This is a genomic window from Anaeroglomus insulsum, assembly GCF_050689095.1.
Lineage (GTDB): Bacteria > Planctomycetota > Phycisphaerae > Sedimentisphaerales > Anaerohalosphaeraceae > Anaeroglomus > Anaeroglomus insulsum.
In genome coordinates this window covers 81,737-105,097 of the sequence record NZ_JBOGCL010000012.1, presented here as the reverse complement: position 1 = coordinate 105,097, position 23,361 = coordinate 81,737, and the positions used below count along the sequence as shown (strand labels likewise).

At 51.7% G+C, this 23,361-nt stretch carries 25 protein-coding genes; 15 read left to right on the top strand and 10 right to left on the bottom strand.

Features of this window, described 5'->3' with window-relative positions; all coding sequences use genetic code 11:
* Positions 1-6: 6 nt before the first annotated feature.
* Genes lpxD through ACQ9LF_RS11450 form a run of 4 tightly spaced genes read left to right on the top strand, consistent with a single transcriptional unit; the run spans position 7 to position 4,229 of the window.
* The gene (gene lpxD / locus ACQ9LF_RS11465; protein ID WP_462489546.1) at positions 7-1,065 is read left to right on the top strand and encodes a UDP-3-O-(3-hydroxymyristoyl)glucosamine N-acyltransferase; all 1,059 of its coding nucleotides are present in this window, start codon (positions 7-9) and stop codon (positions 1,063-1,065) included.
* Positions 1,031-2,341, top strand: a complete 1,311-nt coding sequence (gene lpxC, locus ACQ9LF_RS11460) for a UDP-3-O-acyl-N-acetylglucosamine deacetylase (RefSeq protein ID WP_462489545.1) — start codon at positions 1,031-1,033, stop codon at positions 2,339-2,341. Before lpxD ends, lpxC begins: the two co-directional genes overlap by 35 nt.
* A gap of 41 nt (positions 2,342-2,382) precedes the next feature.
* Positions 2,383-3,186, top strand: coding sequence for an acyl-ACP--UDP-N-acetylglucosamine O-acyltransferase (gene lpxA, locus ACQ9LF_RS11455; RefSeq protein ID WP_462489544.1), 804 nt, complete (start codon positions 2,383-2,385; stop codon positions 3,184-3,186).
* Positions 3,187-3,224: 38 nt separating this feature from the next.
* Positions 3,225-4,229, top strand: a complete 1,005-nt coding sequence (locus tag ACQ9LF_RS11450) for a Gfo/Idh/MocA family oxidoreductase (RefSeq protein ID WP_462489543.1) — start codon at positions 3,225-3,227, stop codon at positions 4,227-4,229.
* Between the two features lie 19 nt (positions 4,230-4,248).
* Here ACQ9LF_RS11450 and ACQ9LF_RS11445 read toward each other — a convergent pair whose 3' ends face one another.
* Entirely contained in the window at positions 4,249-4,698 is a 450-nt protein-coding gene (locus ACQ9LF_RS11445) for a DNA adenine methylase (RefSeq protein ID WP_462489542.1), read from the bottom strand.
* Between the two features lie 134 nt (positions 4,699-4,832).
* Positions 4,833-5,111, bottom strand: a complete 279-nt coding sequence (locus ACQ9LF_RS11440; protein WP_462489541.1) for a DNA adenine methylase — start codon at positions 5,109-5,111, stop codon at positions 4,833-4,835.
* Positions 5,112-5,499: 388 nt separating this feature from the next.
* Between ACQ9LF_RS11440 and ACQ9LF_RS11435 the strand changes: the two genes are divergently transcribed.
* The gene (locus tag ACQ9LF_RS11435; protein WP_462489540.1) at positions 5,500-5,988 is read left to right on the top strand and encodes a PDDEXK family nuclease; all 489 of its coding nucleotides are present in this window, start codon (positions 5,500-5,502) and stop codon (positions 5,986-5,988) included.
* Here the strand turns inward: ACQ9LF_RS11435 and ACQ9LF_RS11430 are convergent.
* On the bottom strand, positions 5,983-7,026 hold the full coding sequence (locus tag ACQ9LF_RS11430) for a 3-deoxy-7-phosphoheptulonate synthase (protein ID WP_462489539.1): 1,044 nt from the start codon (positions 7,024-7,026) through the stop codon (positions 5,983-5,985). The two genes, ACQ9LF_RS11435 and ACQ9LF_RS11430, sit on opposite strands and share 6 nt — an antisense overlap.
* Before the next feature lie 171 nt (positions 7,027-7,197).
* Here ACQ9LF_RS11430 and ACQ9LF_RS11425 point away from each other — a divergent pair, with 171 nt between their 5' ends.
* The 8 genes from ACQ9LF_RS11425 to ACQ9LF_RS11390 all read left to right on the top strand — a co-directional run bounded on the left by ACQ9LF_RS11425 (position 7,198) and on the right by ACQ9LF_RS11390 (position 13,547).
* Positions 7,198-7,497 carry a hypothetical protein gene (locus tag ACQ9LF_RS11425; protein ID WP_462489538.1) on the top strand — a complete coding sequence of 100 codons (300 nt, stop codon included), beginning with the start codon at positions 7,198-7,200 and terminating at the stop codon, positions 7,495-7,497.
* 10 nt (positions 7,498-7,507) lie between these two features.
* On the top strand, positions 7,508-8,878 hold the full coding sequence (rsxC, locus tag ACQ9LF_RS11420; RefSeq protein ID WP_462489537.1) for an electron transport complex subunit RsxC: 1,371 nt from the start codon (positions 7,508-7,510) through the stop codon (positions 8,876-8,878).
* A 36-nt stretch (positions 8,879-8,914) separates the two neighbouring features.
* Positions 8,915-9,928 (top strand): RnfABCDGE type electron transport complex subunit D, encoded by a 1,014-nt coding sequence (locus tag ACQ9LF_RS11415; protein WP_462489536.1) that lies wholly within the window; start codon positions 8,915-8,917, stop codon positions 9,926-9,928.
* The gene (locus ACQ9LF_RS11410; protein ID WP_462489535.1) at positions 9,918-10,568 is read left to right on the top strand and encodes an FMN-binding protein; all 651 of its coding nucleotides are present in this window, start codon (positions 9,918-9,920) and stop codon (positions 10,566-10,568) included. The genes ACQ9LF_RS11415 and ACQ9LF_RS11410 overlap by 11 nt, the downstream gene beginning before the upstream one ends.
* Before the next feature lie 10 nt (positions 10,569-10,578).
* Positions 10,579-11,190 carry an electron transport complex subunit RsxE gene (rsxE, locus tag ACQ9LF_RS11405; RefSeq protein ID WP_462489534.1) on the top strand — a complete coding sequence of 204 codons (612 nt, stop codon included), beginning with the start codon at positions 10,579-10,581 and terminating at the stop codon, positions 11,188-11,190.
* A gap of 105 nt (positions 11,191-11,295) precedes the next feature.
* Positions 11,296-11,886 carry an electron transport complex protein RnfA gene (locus ACQ9LF_RS11400; protein ID WP_462489533.1) on the top strand — a complete coding sequence of 197 codons (591 nt, stop codon included), beginning with the start codon at positions 11,296-11,298 and terminating at the stop codon, positions 11,884-11,886.
* Positions 11,887-11,917: 31 nt separating this feature from the next.
* Positions 11,918-12,811: an RnfABCDGE type electron transport complex subunit B gene (locus ACQ9LF_RS11395; RefSeq protein ID WP_462489532.1), complete on the top strand. Its 894-nt coding sequence runs from the start codon at positions 11,918-11,920 to the stop codon at positions 12,809-12,811.
* Between the two features lie 118 nt (positions 12,812-12,929).
* On the top strand, positions 12,930-13,547 hold the full coding sequence (locus tag ACQ9LF_RS11390; RefSeq protein WP_462489531.1) for a hypothetical protein: 618 nt from the start codon (positions 12,930-12,932) through the stop codon (positions 13,545-13,547).
* 8 nt (positions 13,548-13,555) lie between these two features.
* Here the strand turns inward: ACQ9LF_RS11390 and ACQ9LF_RS11385 are convergent, their stop codons facing one another.
* Both ACQ9LF_RS11385 and ACQ9LF_RS11380 read right to left on the bottom strand, forming a co-directional pair.
* Positions 13,556-14,275, bottom strand: a complete 720-nt coding sequence (locus tag ACQ9LF_RS11385) for a M90 metallopeptidase family protein (protein WP_462489530.1) — start codon at positions 14,273-14,275, stop codon at positions 13,556-13,558.
* Positions 14,276-14,286: 11 nt separating this feature from the next.
* The gene (locus ACQ9LF_RS11380; RefSeq protein WP_462489529.1) at positions 14,287-15,324 is read right to left on the bottom strand and encodes an FAD:protein FMN transferase; all 1,038 of its coding nucleotides are present in this window, start codon (positions 15,322-15,324) and stop codon (positions 14,287-14,289) included.
* 44 nt (positions 15,325-15,368) lie between these two features.
* Here ACQ9LF_RS11380 and ACQ9LF_RS11375 point away from each other — a divergent pair, with 44 nt between their 5' ends.
* Both ACQ9LF_RS11375 and ACQ9LF_RS11370 read left to right on the top strand, forming a co-directional pair.
* A complete protein-coding gene (locus ACQ9LF_RS11375; protein WP_462489528.1) occupies positions 15,369-17,156 on the top strand; it encodes a TIGR03960 family B12-binding radical SAM protein in 1,788 nt (595 codons plus the stop codon).
* Between the two features lie 441 nt (positions 17,157-17,597).
* Positions 17,598-18,620, top strand: coding sequence for a hypothetical protein (locus ACQ9LF_RS11370; RefSeq protein ID WP_462489527.1), 1,023 nt, complete (start codon positions 17,598-17,600; stop codon positions 18,618-18,620).
* A gap of 70 nt (positions 18,621-18,690) precedes the next feature.
* Here the strand turns inward: ACQ9LF_RS11370 and ACQ9LF_RS11365 are convergent, their stop codons facing one another.
* The 5 genes from ACQ9LF_RS11365 to ACQ9LF_RS11345 all read right to left on the bottom strand — a co-directional run bounded on the left by ACQ9LF_RS11365 (position 18,691) and on the right by ACQ9LF_RS11345 (position 23,336).
* On the bottom strand, positions 18,691-19,395 hold the full coding sequence (locus tag ACQ9LF_RS11365) for an LOG family protein (RefSeq protein WP_462489526.1): 705 nt from the start codon (positions 19,393-19,395) through the stop codon (positions 18,691-18,693).
* Positions 19,396-19,472: 77 nt separating this feature from the next.
* Positions 19,473-20,153, bottom strand: a complete 681-nt coding sequence (gene nth / locus ACQ9LF_RS11360; RefSeq protein ID WP_462489525.1) for an endonuclease III — start codon at positions 20,151-20,153, stop codon at positions 19,473-19,475.
* A gap of 74 nt (positions 20,154-20,227) precedes the next feature.
* Complete coding sequence (locus tag ACQ9LF_RS11355) at positions 20,228-20,833, bottom strand: metal-dependent hydrolase (protein ID WP_462489524.1); 606 nt, start codon at positions 20,831-20,833, stop codon at positions 20,228-20,230.
* A gap of 530 nt (positions 20,834-21,363) precedes the next feature.
* Positions 21,364-22,500, bottom strand: a complete 1,137-nt coding sequence (locus tag ACQ9LF_RS11350; protein ID WP_462489523.1) for a GTP-binding protein — start codon at positions 22,498-22,500, stop codon at positions 21,364-21,366.
* Between the two features lie 2 nt (positions 22,501-22,502).
* Complete coding sequence (locus ACQ9LF_RS11345) at positions 22,503-23,336, bottom strand: type III pantothenate kinase (protein WP_462489522.1); 834 nt, start codon at positions 23,334-23,336, stop codon at positions 22,503-22,505.
* Positions 23,337-23,361 lie beyond the last annotated feature (25 nt).

Sequence of the window (23,361 nt, the reverse complement as noted above, 5' to 3'; positions counted from 1 at the left end):
GTCATCATGAGTGATGCCAAATTCAAATTGTTGTTATCGGATCTGGCTGCCCGTCTCGATGCACAGCTGATTGGTGAAGGTTCCGTCTGGATCACCGGAATCAACACGATCCAGGATGCCTCGCCGGAGGAAGTCTGTTTTCTCAGTTCAGCGAAACATCTGGGTAAATTATCCGCATCGCGAGCCGCGGCGGTGATGGTTGAAAAAGCGTTGCCGGATTGTACGATGCCGCAATTGGTGGTCGGCAATGTCTCTAAGTCGCTGATCGCTGTGTTGAAATGGTTTGCTCCCCAATTAACGCCTCAGCAGGGGATTCATCCGCGGGCGGTGATTGAGCCGACAGCAAAAATTGACCCCACGGCCTCGATTGGGCCTGGGGCTTATATCGGCCATTTCGTAACTATCGGACCGGGAACCACCATAGGTCCGAATTGCTCCATCGGCGAACATTCAACCATTGGAGCCCATTCGCGCCTGGACGCCAACGTTACGGTCTATCATCGTTGTAAAATAGGCAATTTTTGTGTGATACAATCCAATACAACGATTGGTTCGGTAGGTTTTGGATATTCATTTATTGATGGGCGACATCAATTAATTCCTCATAATGGCGGGGTCATTATTGAAGATGAAGTGGAAATCGGGGCCAATTCCTGTGTGGACCGTGCAAAATTCGGTAATACGATCATTGGTGCCGGGAGCAAGATTGATAATTTGGTCCAAATCGCGCATAATGTGATTCTTGGCCGGGCGTGTCTGATAACCGGACAGGTCGGCATTGCCGGCAGTGCCCACCTGGGTGACGGCGTGGTGATGGGGGGACGTTCCGGTGTGTCGGACAATGTGACTGTTGGCAGCGGAACGATTGCCGGAGTGCAGTCTGTGATTGTTCACGATACGGAGCCCGGACAAAAACTCTGGGGTACGCCGGCGATCAACTGGCATCAGCAGATGCGGTGTGTGAATGTCTTTCAAGATCTGCCCGAGATGGCCAGGGAACTAAAAAAACTGTCAAAGCGAGTGGAACAGCTTGAGTCAGCAAAAAACAATCAAGTCGGAATGTAAATTGTCCGGCAAAGGACTGTTTGGCGGCAAAGAGGCGAAGGTGGTTTTCAAGCCTGCCGAGGCCGACAAGGGGATTGTCTTTGTCCGTACAGATATGGATGTGCCGGTGGAAATTCCGGTGCTGCCGGAATATATTTCACATCGCGACCGACGCAGTGCCCTGCAAAACGGTGATGTGTATGTGGAAACTCCGGAGCATTGCCTGGCGGCCATCCATGCGCTGGGCATTGATAATATGGTTATTGAGATTGACGGTCCTGAGCTGCCCGGTCTGGACGGCAGTTCGGAGGATTATTTCGAGGCGATTTTCAAATGCGGAATTGTGGAACAGGCGGTTCCCCGTCGGGAGATAGTGATTACCGATTCGATTTGTATTACCGAAGGGGATAAATCGATTTATGCCTTGCCCAATGGCGGGCAGGGGCTGAGTATCACCTATGATCTCGATTATACCCAGTTCACCGGGATCGGGCGGCAGGTCTATTCCTGTGAGCTGTCGGAGATGCATTTCAAGCAGCATTTGGCTTCGGCCCGTACGTTTGTCCTGGAAGCGGAGGCCCGTCAAATGCAGGCGATGGGAATCGGCACACATCTGGGCCCTAAGGATATTCTGGTCATTAGTTCCGATGGTCCCATCAAAAACAGCTATCGATTTGACAATGAATGCGTCCGGCACAAGGTCGTGGATTTGATTGGCGATCTGAAGCTGGCCGGCCGGCCGATTCTGGGCCGTATCGTGGCTTATAAGACAGGCCATCATCTCAACCAGAAGCTGGTGCAGAAGATTGTCGAACAGGCCCGCAAACAGGAAAAAAAAATGGCCCAGGGGGACCGGCCCCTGCTGGACATCCGGCGCATTCAAAAAATTCTGCCTCATCGCTATCCTTTTTTGCTGGTGGACAAGGTCATTGAGATTGAGGGCGACCACCGCATTAAGGGCATCAAGAATGTCACGATTAACGAACAGTTTTTCCAGGGGCATTTTCCGGGAACGCCCGTCATGCCCGGCGTACTGATCGTAGAAGCGCTGGCGCAGGTCTCCGGGCTCCTGTTTTCGCAGAAACTGGAAAACACGGGTAAGCTGGCTGTGCTGCTGACGATTGATCAGGTCAAGATTCGTCGCTCCGTGATTCCGGGTGACCAGCTTGTCCTGATTGCCGAAGCGGATAAAGTACGCAGCCGGGCGGCTAAATGTAACTGTATGGCTATGGTTGGCGATGAAGTCGCTGCCGAGGCCCAATTGAAATTTATGCTCGTGGACGACGAAATGGTTTGACGTCCGCGACGGTATGACTTAAGGGAGGTTTATTGACGCGTATGGCTTCAGAAATACACCCGAGTGCAGTCGTAGATAAAACTGCAAAACTGGGGAATGATGTGGTAATTGGTCCGTTTACCATGGTCGATGCGGGTGCGGAAATTGGCGACGGAACCATATTGGATGCTCATGTGGTTGTTGGCAAAAACGTCAAGCTGGGCAAAAACAACCGGCTGTTTGCCAACTGTGTCATTGGTCGTCCGCCGCAGGTGCTGAATTTCAACCGCCCGATGGGTGGCTTGGAAATCGGCGACAACAACAATATCCGTGAATTTGTTACAATCCATCCGAGCATGTACCCCGACCAGAAAACGGTCGTCGGCAGCAATAATCTGCTGATGATTGGTGTGCACATCGGACATGACTGTGTGCTCGGTGATCATATTGTAATGAGCAACTATACCCAGATCAGCGGTCATTGTCATCTCCAGACCGGAGTATGGTTGTCGGGTATGGTTGCGGTGCATCAGTTCTGTACCATTGGCAAGTGGTGTTATGCTGCCGGCTACACCGGCATTGCCCACGATATTCCGCCGTATATGATTGTCAGCGGGCATTATCCTTCCGAGGTTCGCGGTATTAATAAGCGCGGCATCCGGCGTGCTGGTCTGAGTGAACAGCAGCAGGAACTGATTGAGCAGGCCTATCGGTTCATCTGGCGGTCTAAAAAGCCGGTCCTGGAGCAGGTTAAAATCCTGGCTGCTCAGGACGGCCTGGACGAAAATGTTCGTGCGATTGTGGACCATATGTTAAACATGGGCAAACAGCGTTTCGGGCGGCATCTGGAATTATTCCGAGATTAACGAGCGTGCATGGCCGCCGCAGGCGGCAGGACACAGGGATGGATACAATCCGTACAGCGATTATCGGTGCCGGCAAGATGGGCGGCATTCATGCCAAGGTCTATGGCAAACTGGAAGAGGCCCGGCTTGTGGCGGTAGTGGATGCCGACCCGGTCAAGGCTCAGAATCTGGCCAAACAGCACCACTGCAAGGCCCTGACTGACCCGAAGGAATTGATCGGTCAGGTCGATGCCGTGACGATATCCGCGCCCACCGTGGTTCATAAGAATCTGGCTGAACTGCTGATTTCCAATCGCATTCCGGTCCTGATAGAAAAACCGCTGGCCGCCAGCGTCGAAGAAGGCCGGCGGATTGTCGAGCTGTCCAAACAATATAATACCGTCGTGGCTGTGGGGCATTCTGAACGGTGTAATCCCGTCGTGCAGGCCATGAAGCGGCTGCATATCGAGCCGATGTTTATCGAGGCAACACGTGTTAGCCCTTACCCATTCCGGTCGATGGATATTGGTGTGGTGCTTGACGTGATGATTCACGATATTGATATTATTTTGTCGCTGGCCAACAGCCCCGTCAAAAGTGTCGAAGCCGTCGGCGTCAACGTCATCGCCGACCATGAAGACATTTGCAATGCCCGTATTACGTTTGAAAACGGCTGCATTGCCAACATCACAGCCTCCCGGCTTGCCCTGAAGACCGAACGCAAAGTCCGTATCTTCAGCCGACAGGCCTATCTGAGTCTGAACTATCAATCCAAAGAAGGTATTGTCATCAAGACCGACCCCAATGTGGATGTGGTCAAGTGGATTCGTGAGCATCAGGCTGCACAGGACTTTGATTTTTCCACGGTCAACTGGACGGATATGCTGCATATCGAACAGCTGGATATTACCGATGCCGAGCCGCTTAAGATCGAACAACAGGCATTTTTGAAAGCAGTAGTCGATCCCTCATGCCGGCCCGAAGTGACTGCCGAAGAGGGCCTTGCCGCCCTGGAATGTGCGGAAAAAATCCTGGCCAGCGTGCGCCAGCACCAGTGGAAGTAAATTTATACCCTTTCAGATATCACCAGTTCATCCACAATACTTCTTTGCGTATTTGCCCTGAATTGGCAATATGCGATTTTCCTTCTATAGAATCCATCCTCCACCCTCGTAACTTCATGTCATAGAGGTCTGAATGATAACCACTAATAATGACATGTGATTTACAGTCATTAAGAGTATTCAATAAAGTCTCATGATCTTCATAGCTCATTTCAAAAGCATAGGTATTAGCATTTGCACCATATCTTGTTTCTGGAAGATAAGGGGGGTCACAGTAAATCAAAGCGTCCTGACAATCATATTTTTTGATTAATTTTATCGCATCCATATTTTCAATTGCTACTGTGCGAAAACGTTCAGCAATTTCTTGAATGCCTTCTATTGCAGACAAATATTTTGAAACAGGCTCTGCCATTTCCCTTCTTGTTCTTAGACTCATTGCCCAACTGGATGCCGTTAATTTAGACATCCCAAGGCCACCAATGGCTTGACGGCATGTGACAAAAAAACGCCATGCATTTTCGACAGGGTCATTGGAATCTTCTTGAGCAATAATATCTTCGAATTCTTTCCTGCTATATGGAGTAAGATTTAATAGTCGAATTAATTCGTCGAATTTTTTTTGTCCCGAAGGACTCTGAAGAAATTGACAATTCGATTGTCCAAATCATTAAATATTTCTACATCACTATGATTTTTATTTAATAGGATATTGGCTGCACCTTCAAAAGGTTCAATATAGACGCGGTGGGAACAGAAATGGTCTATGATCCATTTTGCATAGTAAAATTTGCCACCATACCAGGCAAAAGGAGCTCTCGGACCTTTTTTGTATTGGCTAGGCCCTGATGATATGTCATCAAATAACAGGTTTTTGTCCATTATTTCCCTCAGAAAATAAACCAATATATCCGACACTAACATAATGTTACGACCAAATCAACAGTCATTGATTGGTTACACTTTGATTCATATTGTGTTATTTGTCTGTAAAGGAGAGAGTTATGACACGTCCTGGTTCAAGACATCTGGGGTCTATTACTGCGCGACGCGGTTTTAAAAATGAAAATGAGGTAATTGCAGGTTTCAATCATTGGCAAACAGATCCTGTAGCACAACATTGGCTGGTTTTATTAGGACACCAAATTGAAAAGATCGTTGCTGTCCGCGCAAATCAAATTACAGGCTCATATAAAGCTGATATTTCAGTAAAAGTAGACGAGGGAGATGGTCATCTGTTGATTTCATTCAGGTTAAGCTCGTCAGCAATGTGCGGGGATATAATCAAATTGACAAACGATGGGTTGATCGTTATTGCGAATTGTGGAATATTCCATCTGATGTTGAGCGTCTTCTCAAGTTGTATACAGGTTATTTACCTCCATCCAAAAGAGGGCGTGACGCCCGAAGAATGTTTGCGGATGAATTTTCTCTTGATGAGCAGAAAAGGTTGATTCAATTTTTTAATGACAATAAAGCAATCATCTTGAGAACGATTTTTGCTGGAGAAGATCAACAGGCAGCTCAATGGTGGCTTGTTATTCAAAAAACAAAAAATGATCTACAGTGGGCCTTGTGGCCTATTGATAGAGTGATTCGTTTTTTTTCGGAAGGCGACATTGTGGTAACGGAGAGAGGGAATCTCAGGATGGGAAAAATCACCATACAACGAAAAGGGGCAGATGGGGGACGAGACACATCAAAAATGTTACAATTTAAGATAAATCCCGCGGAAATACTATTAGGCAGAAATTTATAAGGAAATTGCTCCGGCGAAGTTGCGGATCAGCTCTTCGGTTTCTTCCCAACTGATACAAGAGTCGGTGAGGGAAACCCCATATTTTAGCTGGCCCACGGAGCCAATGCTTTGCCGGCCTTCCCTGATAAAGCTTTCGAGCATTACACCTGCAATCACCGTGGATCCGCTGCGAATCTGGTCGGCGACGTCATACAGGGCGTCTTTTTGCCGTTTGTGATCCTTGTGCGAGTTGGCATGGCTGCAATCGATGATAATGCCGTTGTCGATATGAGCCTTTTGCAGCAGAACCTCGGCAAATGCGACAAATTCACTGGCAAAATTGGGTCCGCCTGTTCCGCCACGCATGACCAGATGCCCGTATTTATTCCCTTTGGTTTCGGCAATGACGACTCTGCCGTCGCGGTCAATACCCAGAAACGAATGCGGACTGGCGGCGGCTTTAATGGCGTCCATCGCAACGGCAAGATTGCCGTCTGTGGCATTTTTGAAGCCGATCGGCATCGAAAGACCGCTGGCCATCTGCCGATGGATCTGTGATTCACTGGTTCGGGCCCCAATCGCAGCCCAACTGATCAAATCACACAAATATTGTGGAATAATCGGTTCCAGAATTTCGGTGGCCGCCGGTAGTCCGAGCCGGGCAATCTCCGAGAGAATGCTGCGAGACTGCCGCAGGCCGAATTCGATGTCGTACGAGCCGTCCAGATGGGGATCATACAGCATCCCTTTCCAGCCCAGCGTCGTACGGGGTTTTTCGAAATAGGCCCGCATGACCAGCAAAACTTTCCCGGATAGCTCCATCTGCAGCTTCTTCAGCCGTCCAGCATATTCGAGAGTTGCTTCGCGGTCATGCAGGCTGCAAGGTCCGGTAATTACCAGTCGGCGTTTATCTTTGTTGGTCAGGATGTTCTGGATAACCTTTCGCGAGGAAGCAACCAGATGCGCAGCCTCTTGGGTCTGCGGAAATTCCCGCTTCAGTTCCTCCGGCGTAATTAATGGCCGGAAACATTTGATGTTTAGATTATCTGTACGTTCCATAAAAACCGACAGGGTTACTCTGTTATTGTTGATAGAAACATCAATTATACCCGATTCTTATGCCAATTGCAAATCTTTAAACGCGCCGTACCGCAACAGCCAAAAATCTTCTTGCAAAGGGGCGGGCTTTGGACTATATAAAACGCATTACTTGTGAAAGCGGAACAATAAATGGATAAACATTGTGCCGGCTGCGGGCATCAAGATACCTGCAAAGAGGTCTATCGGATCGTAGGCCAGTCTAAAGGCCCGAATATTACCTGGAAAGCGATTGAGGCTTTCGTTCTACCCGTAGCGGCATTTGTCTGTGCCGCGGGGATTGCCCAGCCGTGGTTAAAAAACAAAATCGATAACCCCAAATTGCTTACGGTGGCGTTGTTGAGTATGGGTCTGGTCGCCGCCGCTGTGACAATTTTGGGGATTCGTTTTTTGATTCGACACAAATCCGGACATTCAAGATGTCCTAAATAGGAAAAGCGTGATGGAAACACGAGGTAAATTTACCTTTCCCGGCGGGGTTCATCCGCCGGAAGGCAAGCAGTACAGTCAGGGACGACCGATCGAGGTTATTCCGAATCCAAAACAGGTTGTGGTTTTACTGAGTCAGCATTTGGGGGCTCCGTGCAAACCTGTTGTCAATAAAAAGGATACAGTCAGGGCAGGGCAGCTGATTGGCTCTTCAGATGCCTTTGTCTCGGCGCCCATTCATTCCCCGGTCCATGGGACGGTTAAGGATATTACCCTGGCTCCTCATCCGGTGTTGGGCAGGACAATGGCTGTGGTCATCGAGGTTGATCCTGCGCAAAACGAACCCAAATTGCCAGTGGCCGGGCGGTTTGATGCCAGTTTTGACCCTTCGAAATGGACTTCTGAACAGATTTGCCGAGCGATTAAGGATGCAGGCATTGTCGGTATGGGTGGAGCAGGCTTTCCTGCTCGGGTCAAAATCGAACCCAATCCCGCGATGCCCAAGACGATCCTGATTGTCAATGGCTGCGAATGTGAGCCGTTTTTAACGTGTGATTACCGGGTGATGCTTGAGTGGACGTGGCAAGTTCTTGCTGGTATTAGACTTACAGCAAAGGCCGCCGGAGTCGATCAAATTCGAATCGGAATTGAAGACAACAAGCCCGAAGCCATTACGGCCTTCAATAAGGCGATAGAATCACTCGGAAATGAGGAAGATATCCAAGTTGTTCCCCTGAAAACAAAATATCCACAGGGCGGCGAAAGACAGCTTATACGTGCCGTTTGGAACAAAATTGTACCCACAAACAGTATTCCGCCGGTTATTGGAGCTTGTGTTGTGAATGTTGCCACGGCAGCGGCGATCGCCGAAGCGGTAGTCTGCGGGAATCCGCTGACCCATCGTGTGGTTTCTGTGACAGGCCGGGCGATTTGTAAGCCGGGCAATTATTATTGTCCTATCGGAATTAGTGTTCAGGAATTGATTGATTATTGCGGGGGATTGACCGAAACTGCGGCCAAGGTGGTCATGGGCGGACCGATGATGGGGTTTGCAATTGCGGATTTTTCGACTCCGATTACCAAAACCAATGGCGGACTTACGTTTCTGACCCGAAAAGAAGTGACCGAGGCCAAATTTAACCAGACTCAGACGGCCTGTATCCGCTGCGGGCGGTGTCTTTCGGTTTGCCCGGAGAATCTCAACCCCACCCGGATTGCTCATGCGGTCAAAGCCAACAAATTAGAGATGGCCCAGGAGCAGTACTTCATGTCCGCCTGTATCGAGTGCGGCTGCTGCAGTTATGTATGTCCGGCCAATATCGAATTGACCGGATATATTAAAACCGGAAAGCTGTTGGTCGCCCGAGCAAAGAAAAAAGCATAGCTGACATCTCTAAGCGATTGAAAGGATTTTGTTTCCATGCTCAGTAAGATAACCGTTTCGCCGGCCCCGCATATCAGCCAGCCGCTGTCCACCCAGCGGGTTATGCTGGATGTGCTGATTGGACTAGCGTTTCCGATGGCCGCATCGATCTGGTTTTTTCGCCAATACGCCGTTGTGTTGCTGTTGTGTTCAGTCGGTTCCTGTGTGCTCAGTGAATGGCTGGTCAATATCATTCGCAGGAAACCCAATTCGTTACGTGATCTCAGTGCGGTTGTAACAGGAGTGATTCTTGCGTTTTCTCTGCCGCCGGCGGCTCCCTGGTGGGTTGCGGTGATTGGCGGAGCCTTTGCCATCCTGATTGTCAAGATGCTTTATGGCGGGCTTGGTTATAATGTGTTCAATCCGGCGATGGCTGCCCGTGTGTTTCTGGCGATTTCTTTTGGAACGCTGATGACGTCCTGGACGACGCCGGCGACGATCCAAGATGAAGGCCTCAAGAAGATGACTGCGGCCAATACCCATGCCACCACCCAGGCGACGGCAATGGCCTGGAGCAAGGCGTCGCTCAAAGGTCAGGAAAATGCCGTGGAAGTCAGCAAGTTTTACCGGGATTCCTTTTTCGGTGCAGAGGGCGGCTGTCTGGGTGAAACCAGTGCCCTGGCGATTCTGATGGGTGGGATTTATATGCTGATTCGCAATACCATTACCTGGCGGATCCCGGCCATGGTGTTGCTTTCAGCGGCTGTGGTGGCTTCAATCGGCTGGCTGATTAAGCCGGAGGTGTATGTCAGTCCTGTTTATCACCTTGTCGGCGGCGGCATGATGCTGTGTGCCTTCTTTATTGCGACCGATCCGGTGACGTCGCCGTTGACATCCAAAGGGGAGTTTATTTTCGGTATTGGGGTCGGCGTACTGATTATGCTGATTCGCATTCTGGGTGAATACCCCGAAGGTGTGATGTATGCGATCCTGATTATGAATGCCCTGACTCCGTTGATAGACCGCTTTACCCGGCTGATTCCGGCAGGAGGAAAACCCCATGTCCAATAAGATTGCATTGTTTTTCCGGGAAAGCTGGCTGCTGATGCTTTCGTCGGTATGTTTCGGCGGTTTGCTGGCAGTGACCAATACCGCCTGGGCGCCCAAAATTGCCCAGAACGAAATCAATAAATTCAATAATCTGGCCCGGTCACTCTTGCCGGCGGCGGAACGATTTGAACCGGTCCAGGATGAAATCACACTGGCACTGCAGGGCGGTAAAAGCGTGATGGATTTTGGCGGCGGCAAAAGCATCAAGGCCGATGTCCGCAAGGGCCTGGATGCCTCGGGTCAGTGTGTTGGCTGGGCGTTTGTCTGTGAGGGCAGCGGTTTTGCCGACAAAATCAAGTTGGTTGTTGCTGCCGATGCCCAATTCAAGACCCTGCTGGGCTTTGGCGTATTAAGCAGCAACGAAACCCCGGGCTTTGGCGACAAAATCAATATTAAGGATGGGTTTTACCAGGCTCAGTTCAAAGGCGTCCCTGCTGCGCCGCTGACGCTGGCCAAGTTCGGGGATGACAAAAAAATTGATTCTGAAATTATTGCGATTACCGGCGCAACGGTGACCAGCCAGTCGGTGATCAATATCCTGAATCAGTTTATTGAACCGATTCAAAAACAACTGACAGAAAAAAACCTGATCAATCCTTAAGGTACCGAATATGGCAGATAAACAATTAACCGTTGGCAAGACTATTGCCGCCGGCATCTGGTCGGAAAATCCCGTGCTGCGTCTGTTGCTGGGGATGTGTCCGACGCTGGCAGTAACGACCGGCGCCAAGGCCGCCCTGACCATGGGGCTTAGTGTGATCTTTGTTCTGATTTGTTCCAATCTGGTGGTCAGCCTGATGCGAAACCTGCTCAAGCCGCATCTGCGCATCATGATGTTCACCCTGACCATCGCTACATTCGTAACGATTGCGGATTTGTTTTTGAAGGCGTATCTGCCGGATATGAGTGCCAAATTAGGCCCCTATATTCCGTTGATTATCGTCAATTGCATCATTATCTGCCGGGCGGAAGCCTGTGCCAGCAAAAACGGCCCCTGGATCAGTGTGGTGGATGGTCTGGCGTATGGTATTGGTTTTACCGTGGTGCTGTGTATTTTGGCTTCGATCCGGGAAGTCCTGTCCACCGGCAGGATTTTTGAAACCATACAGGTGATGCCCCGCAGTTTTGTACCCTGGGCGGGAATGGCGATGCCGGTGGGTGCATTTGTTACACTGGGACTGATGCTTGGATTGGTCAACCTGGTGACTAAGAAAAAAGCCTGATTATCCAACGGGTCTGATGCCGCGGCAGATGGTTCTTTCGCCCCGGCCCACTGGAAAAGGTTAAGCAGGGTCAGTATCGATTCAGGTTCTCTGGAGTAAAGGATTATGGAATATTTGGAACATATCGTCCTGGTTTTTATCAGCATCGTTCTGATTAACAACCTGGTTTTTACCAAGTTTCTGGGCTGCTGCCCGTATCTGGGGGTTTCCGGACGGCTGGATATGGCCTTCGGCATGGGGCTGGCCGTGACCTTTGTGACCACCCTGGCCGGGACATTGACCTGGCTGATTGACCATTTGTTTTTGCTGGGAACGGCACTGGAAGTCACTCGCTATGTCTGTTTTATTCTGGTGATTGCCGGAGCCGTCCAGCTGGTGGAAATGTACCTGCGGAAATTTTTCCCGACGCTGTATGAGGCCTTTGGTATCTTTCTGCCACTGATTACGACCAATTGCGTTATTCTGGGCTTGTGCCTGTTTTTGAACCTGTGGCAGGTTAATGATATCCTGATGGCGGTGGTGCTGAGCTTTGGTGCCGGGATTGGATTTACCATGGCCATCTGCATTATGGCCGGCATCCGAGAAAATCTTGCTCTGGCAGATATTCCCGAGTGCCTTCAGGGGGCCCCGATTACTCTGATTACTGCCGGATTGCTGACGCTGGCATTTATGGGGTTTGCGGGAATGATTAAGTAAGCTCGTTATTGGATCGATGAAAGATTAAACCATGGAAAACTATATTCTTTCGGCCTCTGCAATGGATTATTTTCAGGCCTCATGGCCGGCCGCCTTACTGATGCTTAGCCTCGGGGCCGGTTTTGCCGTCGTCCTGCTCATTGCCAGCATTAAACTGCGCGTTCAGCAGGACCCCAAAGTGGAACAAGTCTATGCAGCTCTGCCCAAGATCGACTGCGGGGCCTGCGGATTTGCCGGCTGTGCCTCCTATGCCAAAGCGGTGGCGGCCAATCCGGAATTGCTGGGACGCTGTTCTCCCGGCGGTGCGGATGCGATGAATAAAATCGCTATTGTTCTGAATCTGCAAATCAGCGGTTCGGGCGCTCCGCAGCGGCCTATTGTTCACTGTCGCGGACATAAAACCGACAAGACATTCTATGCCCGGTATCGGGGTATTCCGGCCTGTACCGCAGCCAATGCCCAGCCGCCGGTGCAGGCATGTGTGTTCGGGTGCCTGGGATTTGGCGACTGTGTTCGGTCGTGCAAATTTGATGCTCTTCATATTGTCAATGGTCTGGCAACGGTGGATTACAGCAAATGCACCGGCTGTGGTGCCTGCAGCAGGGCCTGTCCCCGGTTTTTGATCAAGATGGTTCCGTTTACCAACGAACCGATGGTGGCGGTGGCCTGCAGCAGCCGGGAAAACGGCAAAAATACCCGTGCCTTCTGCAAGGTCGGCTGCATTGGCTGCGGTATTTGTGCCAAGCAGACGGATTTATTCACGGTGGCGGATAATCTGTCGCGGATGAATTATGACAAATATGCCCCGTCCGAGGCCGTAACTACGGCGATGACCAAATGCCCGACCAAGGTGATCGTCTATCGCGGCAAAACCGCCCCGGCGGATGTCAATCCCGAGGACAAGCAAGCCGCAGCGGCTTCGTAGTCGAAGTGCCCCATGCGATTCACGCATTTTGGCGTTGACTTTCAGGGGATATGCTTTACAGTAATTCCCTTTGGGGATTGCCCCGCTAACAGAAAAACCCAATACAGAATATAATAATATGGCTCAGGAAGAACAGGTATTAGTAATCCCGCGTAAGGAACTCGAAAAAATCGGGATATTCCACGGATTGATGATGGATACGGACAAGTATCTCAAATCGATATTTGCCCCCGGCGTGCCGCGGTTTATGCCTCGCTCCCTGGCCGAGAAGGACCCTTCGTTCAAGCAGATTATTCCCTATGTGCTGATGACCTGCGACGGGCGGTATCTCAGCTACGTCCGGGGCAAGCGGGCCGGCGAGACGCGCCTGGTCGGCAATCGCTCCATCGGTATCGGCGGACATATCAATCCCACCGATGATATGGCCCTGTTCGGCGACTTTTATGACACCTATCTCAATGCCGTCAAGCGTGAGGTGGAAGAAGAAGTGACGGTCGGCACGAAATTCACCAATCAGATCGTCGCATTGCTCAATGACGATTCCAATGAAGTCGGCAGTGTGCATCTGGGCGTGGTTCACCTGTGGACGCTGGCTGCACCGGAGGTTACTCGCCGCGAGCAGATGATTACCCAGATGACGTTTATGTCGCTGCCGGAATTGCGTGCGGTCGAAAATACGCTGGAAACCTGGTCGGCCCTGTGCCTGGGGTATCTGGATACCCTGGCCAACAAATAAAGCCCCATTCAATTTGTAGTACTCTTTTCGTCAGGCAGAGTCCATAGTCTTTTATGCAATTCAAACATGTTCGGGTCGTGGATATTCAGTTCCGCCCGGACAAAGGGATACATATCATTGGTGCCGAAGAAGGCTTCTGCGGTCTCGGCAAAATATTCCATATCGTTGTTCATCGCATAGGCGCGGACGGTTCGGCCGTTGATATGCAGGACTTTTTCATACGTGCCGCTTTGAAGGGCATCCTGATAGGCTTTTTGAATTTCGGGGTTGCGGTGCAGGAATTTATTGTGATAGACGTGTGCCATTTCGTGAAGCACCATCGAGGGCTGATCTTTGCACCATGATACAAACAGTCGGGGATTGCGAATCTCAATGCAGTTGACTTTCTCGGGCAGGTAGCCGTTGGCCTTCAGCCAGCCGACATCAATGTGAGCCCACATGGCACTGGGGGCGTCGGTATCTTCAATCCAGACAGGACTTTGCCGAAGCCGCTGAACGGCGATCTCAGGCACATCCCGAACAATACGAAACAGCTGGCTGGCCAATTCCCGGCGTGTGTTTTCCCACAGGGCCGCATCCCGCCGGATTAAAGAGTCGCGGACCAGAATCTGAAATCCTTCGATGGAGATTTCGGTATAGCCTTCCGGAATCGTACTGCCGCTGAATCCCGCAGAAGGAATAAGACTTGCTGCCAGAACGATCAAACATAACAAAGCAATCTTTTTCATGGTCAACTCCATTAATCCATTTCAATAAATTGTTTTGCGCCGGGGGTTTCAATTCGCTGATCCGGCTGAGCCGAGGTCATCACAATGGCCTCGACGCCAGGGATTTTTTCAATGAGAGCCAGCCCTTTTTCCTTGCCCAGCACGCTGACGGCAGTGGATAGCGCGTCGGCCTGCATTGCTGTAGGTGCGATAATCGTAACGCTGGCCAGTTCCTTGACCGATTCGGAGGTTTTGGGATTGAGAATATGGCTTTGCGGCTGGCCGTCCACGACAGCATATCGTTCATAGTCGCCGCTGGTGGCAACGGCCATCTCATTAAGCCGCAGCTTAATGAGAGTTTTTTCGGTATGGCGAGGGTCACGCAGGCCGATGTACCAGTTGCCGCCTGCCGGGCCGGGGCCGAAACAGCGGACATTGCCGCCCAAATCCACCATGCCCGCGACTGCCCCTTGTGTCCGCATGGCCTCCATTGCGATATCGACGGCGTACCCCTTGGCAATGGCCCCCACATCCAGCTTCATCCCTTCGACGGCAAATTGAACCGTCTTTTCTGCCGGATTAAGCGTTACTTTTTCATAGCCGACTTTGGCCCGGGCCGTGGTCAGTGCTTCAGGGGAAGGTTTTTGTCCGGTTTTCTGCATCTGCCGCCAGAGCTGGGTTTCCGGCCCGACGGTGATATCAAATGCTCCCTCACTAAGCTTGCTGTATTCAACCGATGCGGCAATGACCTCAAATAATTCCGGGCTGACAACTTTGGGTTCAGGATAGGCCGTCTGGGTCAATTGCGAGATTTCGGAATTTGGATCCCAGTCATTCATAATCCGGTTGACCTTGTCCATCTCGGCAAAGGCGGCAGTGATAAAACTGTGTGCCTGCTCCTCGCTGGCTGCCGCAACAGTAACCTGGGCAAAAGTGCCCATCACAGACCGGTAGCCGCTGTTGTAGTAACCATGGTGTTGGTGCGACTGGTACCACATCAGACCGCCCAGAACACAGAGAAAAACGGCCGGGGCGATATATTTTCCGACATTTTGCAGCTTGTTTGTCATGGTGTTTGCCTGTACAAAAACGACTTTTTGTGTATAATATCGGAATGAATCGAAAAAATCCAGAGATACTAAAGTCCCGGGTGGATGCGGAATTTCTGCCGTTTGTGCGGAAGCCGGGCCGTTATATCGGCGGCGAAATCAATCAGACGCGGAAAAATCTGGCCGACTGTGATGTCCGGGTGGCGCTGGCGTTTCCCGACGTATATGAAATCGGCATGAGCCATACGGGGCTGGCGATTGTGTATGACCTGCTGAACCGTGACCCCGGCGTGGCCTGCGAGCGGGTCTTTGCTCCGTGGCTGGATGCCGAGGAGCTGATGCGAAAGCTCAGCCTGCCGCTGTTTACCCTCGAATCCAAAGCCGCGGTACGGGATTTTGATATTTTAGGATTCAGCCTGACCAATGAGCTGTGCTATACGGCGTTTTTGAATATGATAGACCTGGCCGGCCTGCCGGTGCGGGCTTTGCAGCGGACCGAGGCCCATCCGCTGATTGTCGTCGGCGGTCAGATTGCCAACTGTGCCGAGCCGCTGGCGGATTTTGCGGATCTGTTTTTCCTCGGGCAGGCCGAAGAGGTACTGCCTAAAGTGATAGAATTATATCGACAGTGTAAGCAGCAGGGCCATTCCAAAGCAGACTTTCTGCTGGCCGCAGCTAAACAATTCGATTGCCTGTATGTGCCGTCGCTGTATGAAGTGGACTATGACGGCGAGGAATTGAAGTCGATTCGTCCTAAAGCCGCCGGTGTTCCCGCCCGTCTGGAAAATGCCGCCGTGGAGGATTTTGAAAACGCTCCGGTGCCCGCCAGGCCGGTCGTGCCGTTTGTTGAAGCGGTGCACGACCGCATCAGCATCGAGATTATGCGGGGCTGTCCGGGGCGATGCCGGTTTTGTCAGGCGTCATTTTGCCGGCGGCCGATTCGCTATCGCAGTCCCGACCGGATAGTGGACATTGCCAAACAGCAATACGCCGCGACCGGCTACGATACCATCAGCCTGCTGTCGCTATCGACGGCCGATTATCCGCATCTGGAAGAATTGATCGATAAGCTTACGGCCTATTTTGCTCCCCGGCATGTCGGTCTTTCGGTGCCGAGCCTGCGGGTACAGGAGCAACTGAAGCTATTGCCCAAGATGGTGACGGCGGTTCGCAAAAGCGGGTTGACGATTGCGGTGGAAGCGGCCAGTCCGGCCCTGCGGAAAATGATCAATAAGCCGATTTCGGATGAGGATTTGTTTGCTGCGGTGCGCGCCGCGTATCAGGCCGGATTCCAGAAGGTCAAGCTGTATTTTATGGCGGGTTTTCCCGGCGAGACCGAAGCCGACCTGGCGGCGGTGGTGGATTTGTCGTATCGCATCGCGATGCTCTCGCGAGAGGTTCGCGGTCGTCCGGCCAGTGTCAATGCTGCAGTCAGTTGGCTGGTTCCCAAGCCGCATACGCCGTTTGGCTGGCTGGGTCAGGCCTCAGCAGACTATTTCCATCGTGCCAAACAAATCATGATCGACCGCAAGCGGCAACTCAATGCCCGCTGCGTGTCGCTGAAGTTTCATCACATCGAATGCAGTGTGCTGGAGTCGGCACTGGCCCGCGGCGACCGCAGGCTGGGTGCGGTAATCGAATCCGCCTGGCGGGCGGGGGCGAAGTTCGATTTGTGGGACGAGTGCTTCAATATCACCGTCTGGCAAAAGGCCTTTGCCGATAATGGCATGGACCTGGATGCCTGTGCCCAGCGAGCCTATACGCCCGGCAAGGTGCTGCCCTGGTCCCATCTGGGCGGGCCCAAAGAAGAGTATCTGGCCGAACATTACCATGAGGCGATGACCAATCGATAAGCTGCATTCAAGAGGAGCTATTTTGAACGTATGCAGGGGCAGGCTTGTGCGATTCCATTCGCAGTGTCATCAACGCCGCCTGGGTACTCTGTCTGTGGTTTTATTTCCGGAAAATGACCGTGCACATACGTTATCCTGCATATAGAGTATATCCGATAGTGACTATGTTAAATCCATAATAGCTATTTTTGGCAGTGATTGCCTTTAGGAACCTAAGAAAGGATATACCATCTATTGATCTGGCCACACTCTTGCCCAGGCAAACAAAACCACAATTCCGTCAAATCATAGAAAATAATGAAATATCTGTATCATGTTCACCGTCTAAGTTATATCTATGATTTTTAGGTCAGGACATGAAGCGTCTAAAAACCAGACAGGCATGCTCGGCAATGTGGTCGGGTACCTATCAAATCTATCAGAATGTAAGGAGAGTGTAGCATGAAAAAAACAGCATTACTTACAATCGCAGGGCTGATGGCAGTGTGTTGGATGGTTCCTGCAGCGATTGCGGCCGAGGCCGATATCGTCGGCATCTGGCAGGTCAAGGCGGACTTTAATGGCCGGCCTATGGAGTCCCTTTTGTCGTTTTCCAAAGACAAAGAAGGCAAACTCATCGGCAAGGCAGTCAGCTTTTTTGGTGTCACTGAGCTTAAGGATATCAAGCTGGAAGGGGACAAGCTGACCTATTCCCAGGTTAACCGCATGGGCGGCAACGAATCCACCTCGACGTTTACCGGCACAATCAAAGACGGCAAGCTCAAGGGCTCCACGTCCAGTGATTTTGGCCAATTTGATCTTGAAGGAACCTTGATGAAAGCCAAGCCCGCGGTTGTGGGTGCCTGGGAATTCCAGACCCAGCGTGGCGACCAGACGATGACCTCGACCCTGATTGTCAGTCAGGATAAAGAAGGCAAGTTTTCAGCCATCTGGAAGACCCAGCGTGGCGAAACCCCCGCGACAGACGTGACGTATGCCGATGGCAAGCTGACCTTCAAGCGTACCATGCAGGGCCGTCAGAGAGAAGGCCAGGAACAGCCTGCTCAGACGCGCGAGATGACGTATGAACTGACCGCCAAAGGCGATACCATTTCAGGCATCATGAAAACCCAGCGCGGCGAAAACCCGATCGAAGGCAAACGGATTGGCGGCGCCTTGATCGGAACCTGGGAATTGACTATTGCCTCAGAACGCGGGGATCGGACCCAGTGGCTGATGGTTATGCCGGATATGAGTGCCCTGTATGGTCCGGTGGCCGTGGACAAAGTTGTCATGGAAGACAATAAAGTCAGCTTTACCGTCAAGATGAGTTTTGGCGACAGAAGCATTGAAAACCAGTTCAAAGGTCAGCTCGAAGGCGATAAATTAACCGGCGAAATGACCAGTCCTGCAATGGGACGTCCGGGTGAAGGTACTGACGCTTCGGCTACGGTGACTCAGAAAGTGACCGGCAAAAAGATATAGTCCTATTTCAAGCAGAAATCAAAAAGGCTGTCAGAGTGTTCTCTGGCAGCCTTTTTTAATGGACGTGTGTTTATTGGACGCCGTTCCAGGTGCGTTTAATGCCCGGCGGTTGCTTGAGCCCACCGCGACCGTTGGCCTTGTGGAAGTCGGTAATAATCTTGACTGCTTGCTGCGGGTCATCGCACAGGGTAAAGACGTTCATATCCGCTTCATCAATATAGCCATTTTTTTTGAGCATGGTCTTTTCGACCCACTCAAACAGTCCTTTCCAATAATCGGTACCCATGCAGATGACCGGGAAATAGGCCTGTTTGAGGGTCTGAATCAGGACCAGTGCCTCAAATAATTCATCCATCGTTCCGAATCCGCCAGGCATGGTAATAAAGCCGTGGGCATATTTGAGGAACATCACCTTGCGGCAGAAAAAGTATCGGAAATGCAGCGACATATTCTGGAATTTGTTGGGTATCTGCTCGTGCGGAAGCTCGATGTTGAGTCCGACGCTCTTGACGCCGGCTTCGCGGGCTCCTTTGTTGGCTGCTTCCATGATTCCACCGCCGCCGCCGGTGATAACGGCAAAACCTGCCTGGCCGCAGGCCCGGGCGGTCTCGACGGCCAGCTCATAATACTTCGTGCCCGGTTCGGTCCGAGCGGAACCAAATATAGATACAGCAGGTCCGATTTGAGACAGAAGCTCAAAGCCTTCCACAAATTCGGCCATAATTCGGAACACCCGCCAGGTTTCTTCCGCAGCAATCTTCGAATAATCAGTCATAAGCACCTTTTTTATCGGACAACAGGTCAATTGTTTCACAACTGTTACAGATATATCGACCAAAAGCAGTTGCGTGTTCACCATAAGTCTGGTCGATTTGCTGCAGGGCAATAGTGGGCAATAGGGCAGGTGGGGCATTCCGGCTTGCGGGCTTTGCAGCAGGCCCGACCGTGAAAAACGATACAATGGCTAAACAATGTCCAACCGCCGTATTTCTCTTTGGGGACGATATCCATCAGGTCAAACTCCAGCTTAACCGGGTCGCTGTGATTTGATAATCCCAGCCGCCGGGACAGCCGTATCATGTGGGTATCGCAGACAATACCCTGAACCCCGAAGCAGTTGCCCAGAATCACGTTGGCGGTTTTGCGCCCGACGCCATCGAGGGTCAGCAGTTCTTCCATGGTTTGGGGGACTTTGCCGCCGAAGTTGTCAATCAGGCTCTGGCAGGCCTTCTGGATGCTGGCGGCCTTATTGCGATAGAAGCCGGTTGAACGGATATCCTGTTGGAGTTCTTCACGGGGGACCCTGACCCAGTCTTCGGGTTTGCGATATTTTCTAAACAGGTCTTTGGTGACCAGGTTGACTCGGGCGTCGGTGCATTGAGCCGCCAGGATGGTGGCAATCATCAGTTCCAGGGGGGAGTTGAAATCCAGCGAGACTTTCGCTTCCGGGTACGTCTCCCGAAGGATCGGGAAAAAGGCCAGGACTCGTCGTCGGGCATCATCTTTGTCGATTTTCATTTTTGGGGCAGTCATACTGCCGTCTATTATGCCCAATTTTTCCCGGAAGTCAATTCGGTGCTGGGTTATTCAGGCTCAATGACGCGCTTCTAATTGTTGGCCAGTGCGTTTTCGACGGTATTTTGACGGGCTTTACGGATAGCTTCGATACGCTGTTTACGGACACTGAAGACATCCACCAGCCAGCCATAATAAACAGCCAGCCCACACCAGCAGGCGATACACCCTGTGACCACCCAGTTGCGGAGATCATAGAGGTGTTCCAGATGTGCACCGACCATCCATTTCCATACCGGATTATCCATCCGGAATGGCCAGAGCAATTGCACGTCTTCGTGGTGAATGCAATCCACTGCAATATGAGCCCAGACACCAAGAATGCCGGACAAAATCATTTTGGTCATAATCGCCCGGTATGGCAAACCCGACCAGCTCATACTCCATTCGCACAACCGCCGCAGCGGGCGGATGCCGTACATGGCAGCGCCATAGACTGCCCCGAACAACGCACCAAAGATCAGGGTATGAAAATGCGCAGCCTGATGTACCGGCCAGCCGGGCTGGAAGATCCAGTCCAGAACGACCTCGCAGTCAATCGCGACATTCGCCAGCACAAACACCGGCACATCGATCCATCGTCTGCACGCAAGGGCCGCCAGTCCACTGGGGCCAAAATGATACGGCGTATAAGGCATAGACGTACACTATCCCTCGGTTATGGATTATCGTTAATATTGCCCTGGAAAGAGTTTATACGGATTCTGCTTGAACTTTTCCGGTTCGCAGTAACGTACAAAAGACCCTTCGCACGGCCTGCGTTGTGTCTTCTAAAAGAATCCTATAAACTGGTTGGGAATCTCAGTCTTGGACATCTGAGACTATTGAATAGCCAAATCTTACCAAATTTTGTTCCGAAATGCAAGAGGCTTGCAGCACAAGCCAGCGGCAGGTTTTTTAAATACAGGATATAACGGCTTATAAATATCCATAAATGCGAGATACGGCAGGCACTCTTTCGTTTTTTTATTGTGAAAACGGAACGACTTTTGGCAAAGAATACCCATCCGAGGCAGGGTATAAAACAGGGTACGGCCTGCACGGACTGGATTTTTGAGCGAATATCTCAGTGAGTATCCTTTTTTAGGTTACTGTATGGATTATTATTATAATAATCCATACAGTGCAGTCAGTATCTAAAATTCTCTCTGGGGGGGTATGGAAATGTTTACAAAACTCGTGAAAAAGGTGCAATAAAACCATCCCTGAGAACCTGCTGTATCTGCTGGATAGTATTGCATTGCAGGATGTCTTCCAGTAGCCGCGTTTGTCGTGGGGTGAAGGCGACCGGCTCGCCAGGTTTGAGTGTCGGTACGCCAAGAGTACTGGGGATAGCCTCCAGCAGGGTGTCGATTCCTTGGCCGGTTTTGGCACTGAGATAGACATGGCCGGTCTGCGGCTTTGGCTGGACGAGGTCGCATTTATTCACGACCCGGACGACGGGTATCGATTCAGGCAAGGCGAATTTGAAAACGGCAGGCTGGGTTGCATCCTGCAGCAGGATAATGCAGTCGCACGCTTGCAAAAGCTGCCGGGTCATCTGCTGGGCGCTGGCATCCGGAGCCTGGCGAATAGCCTGTGGGTCAAGACCGGCGGTGTCGATGATGTCGGCACGAAGCGGGCCGATTTTGATTGTGGCACTGACCCAGTCGCGGGTGGTGCCGGCGGTATCGGAGACGATGGCTTTGTCGCTGCCAGCCAGGGCATTGAGCAGGGCGCTCTTGCCGCTGTTGGGCGGACCTGCCAGCACAATCCGCACGCCGTGAATCATCCGCCCGGCAATGACACTGCGGGTCAGAATCTGCCGGCATTGCTGATGAATGGTATCGACCGGGCTTGTGTTATCTGCGGCGAGCCAGCGGTGAACGACGGCACTCAGGCCGGCGTTGATTTGCGATTGAATGATTCGGACGCCGTCCAATGTGACAGCCCGAAGCTGTTCCAGACGGGCTTCTTTTTCAATCCATGCCGCGGCGGGGGCAAGATCATCCAGGATGGCATCCAGGGATCCCAGCTGTGCCCCACAGGCCAGACACAGACGCACCACCGTTTCGAGCAGAATAGGATTACCGTGGCAATGGATGACAAACAGATGATTGTCTTCATGCCCGACGACAACATCATCGATCAGATGACCCGCATCAGCAATCTGACCGTGATACATCCGGCCGAGTTGAAATCCCTCGAATCTGCCCAACGGTCGGAATATGCCGGACAGCACCGCCTTCGCCTGCGGCCCCCACAGTGCGATACTGCCGATGGCCGAATGCCCCTTGCCTGTCAGGACGCAGACCTTTGCCGACACGATTACCGTCCCTTCCGGTCTTCGGCGTCCAGTTCGTCGATATGTTCTTTTTCGTAGATATGCTTCTTATAGGCAATGACGATCCCTCGTACCGCCAGCTCCGGCACCCACGAATCAACAAATTCGCACTCGTCCTTGAGGATGGATGCGGCGTTGCCGGTGACGATGACATGGGGCCACTTGCCAAGCTCTTCGGCGTACTTGCGGGTCATGGTTTCCAATAACCCTGCAGCGGCATAGAAAAGCCCGGCAGTAATCGCCTTGCGGGTATTGGTGCCATAAACGCTGTCGGGCCGGATGACGTCCACCTGCGGCAGCTTGGCCGTTGCGGTGTGCAGGGCGTTGGCTCCCATGGCCATGCCCGGTGCGATGATACCGCCCATGAACACGCCGTTGTCGTCCACCAGGTCGATGGTGATCGCGGTGCCGAAATCGGCGACCACGACGGCATCTTCCACCACGGCAAACGCGGCCGCTGCGGTGACCAGCCGGTCTGTGCCAACTTCCTGCGGATTTTCGACATTGGTTTCTATCGGCAGAGGAATATCCCGCCCAATCAGATAAATCCGTTCCGAGAGGGTTTCTTTGACGGTGTCTTCGACCAGCTGGGTCCAGACCGGTTTGACAGAGCTGACCACGACGACTCCGTCCCGGACCGGAATAGCTGCACTGGGGACCAGGGGAATCTGATTCCAGCTTTCCCTGAGCAGCGATGCAAGCTGCTGTTTGACGTCCTGGTCGTTTCCTGAGATGGCTTTGAGATACTGCTCGGTATCATTCAGGAATAAGGCCACCTTAATGTTGGTATTGCCGATATCAATAGCAATGATATTCATATAATGCCTGTTTCATTTGAGGGAA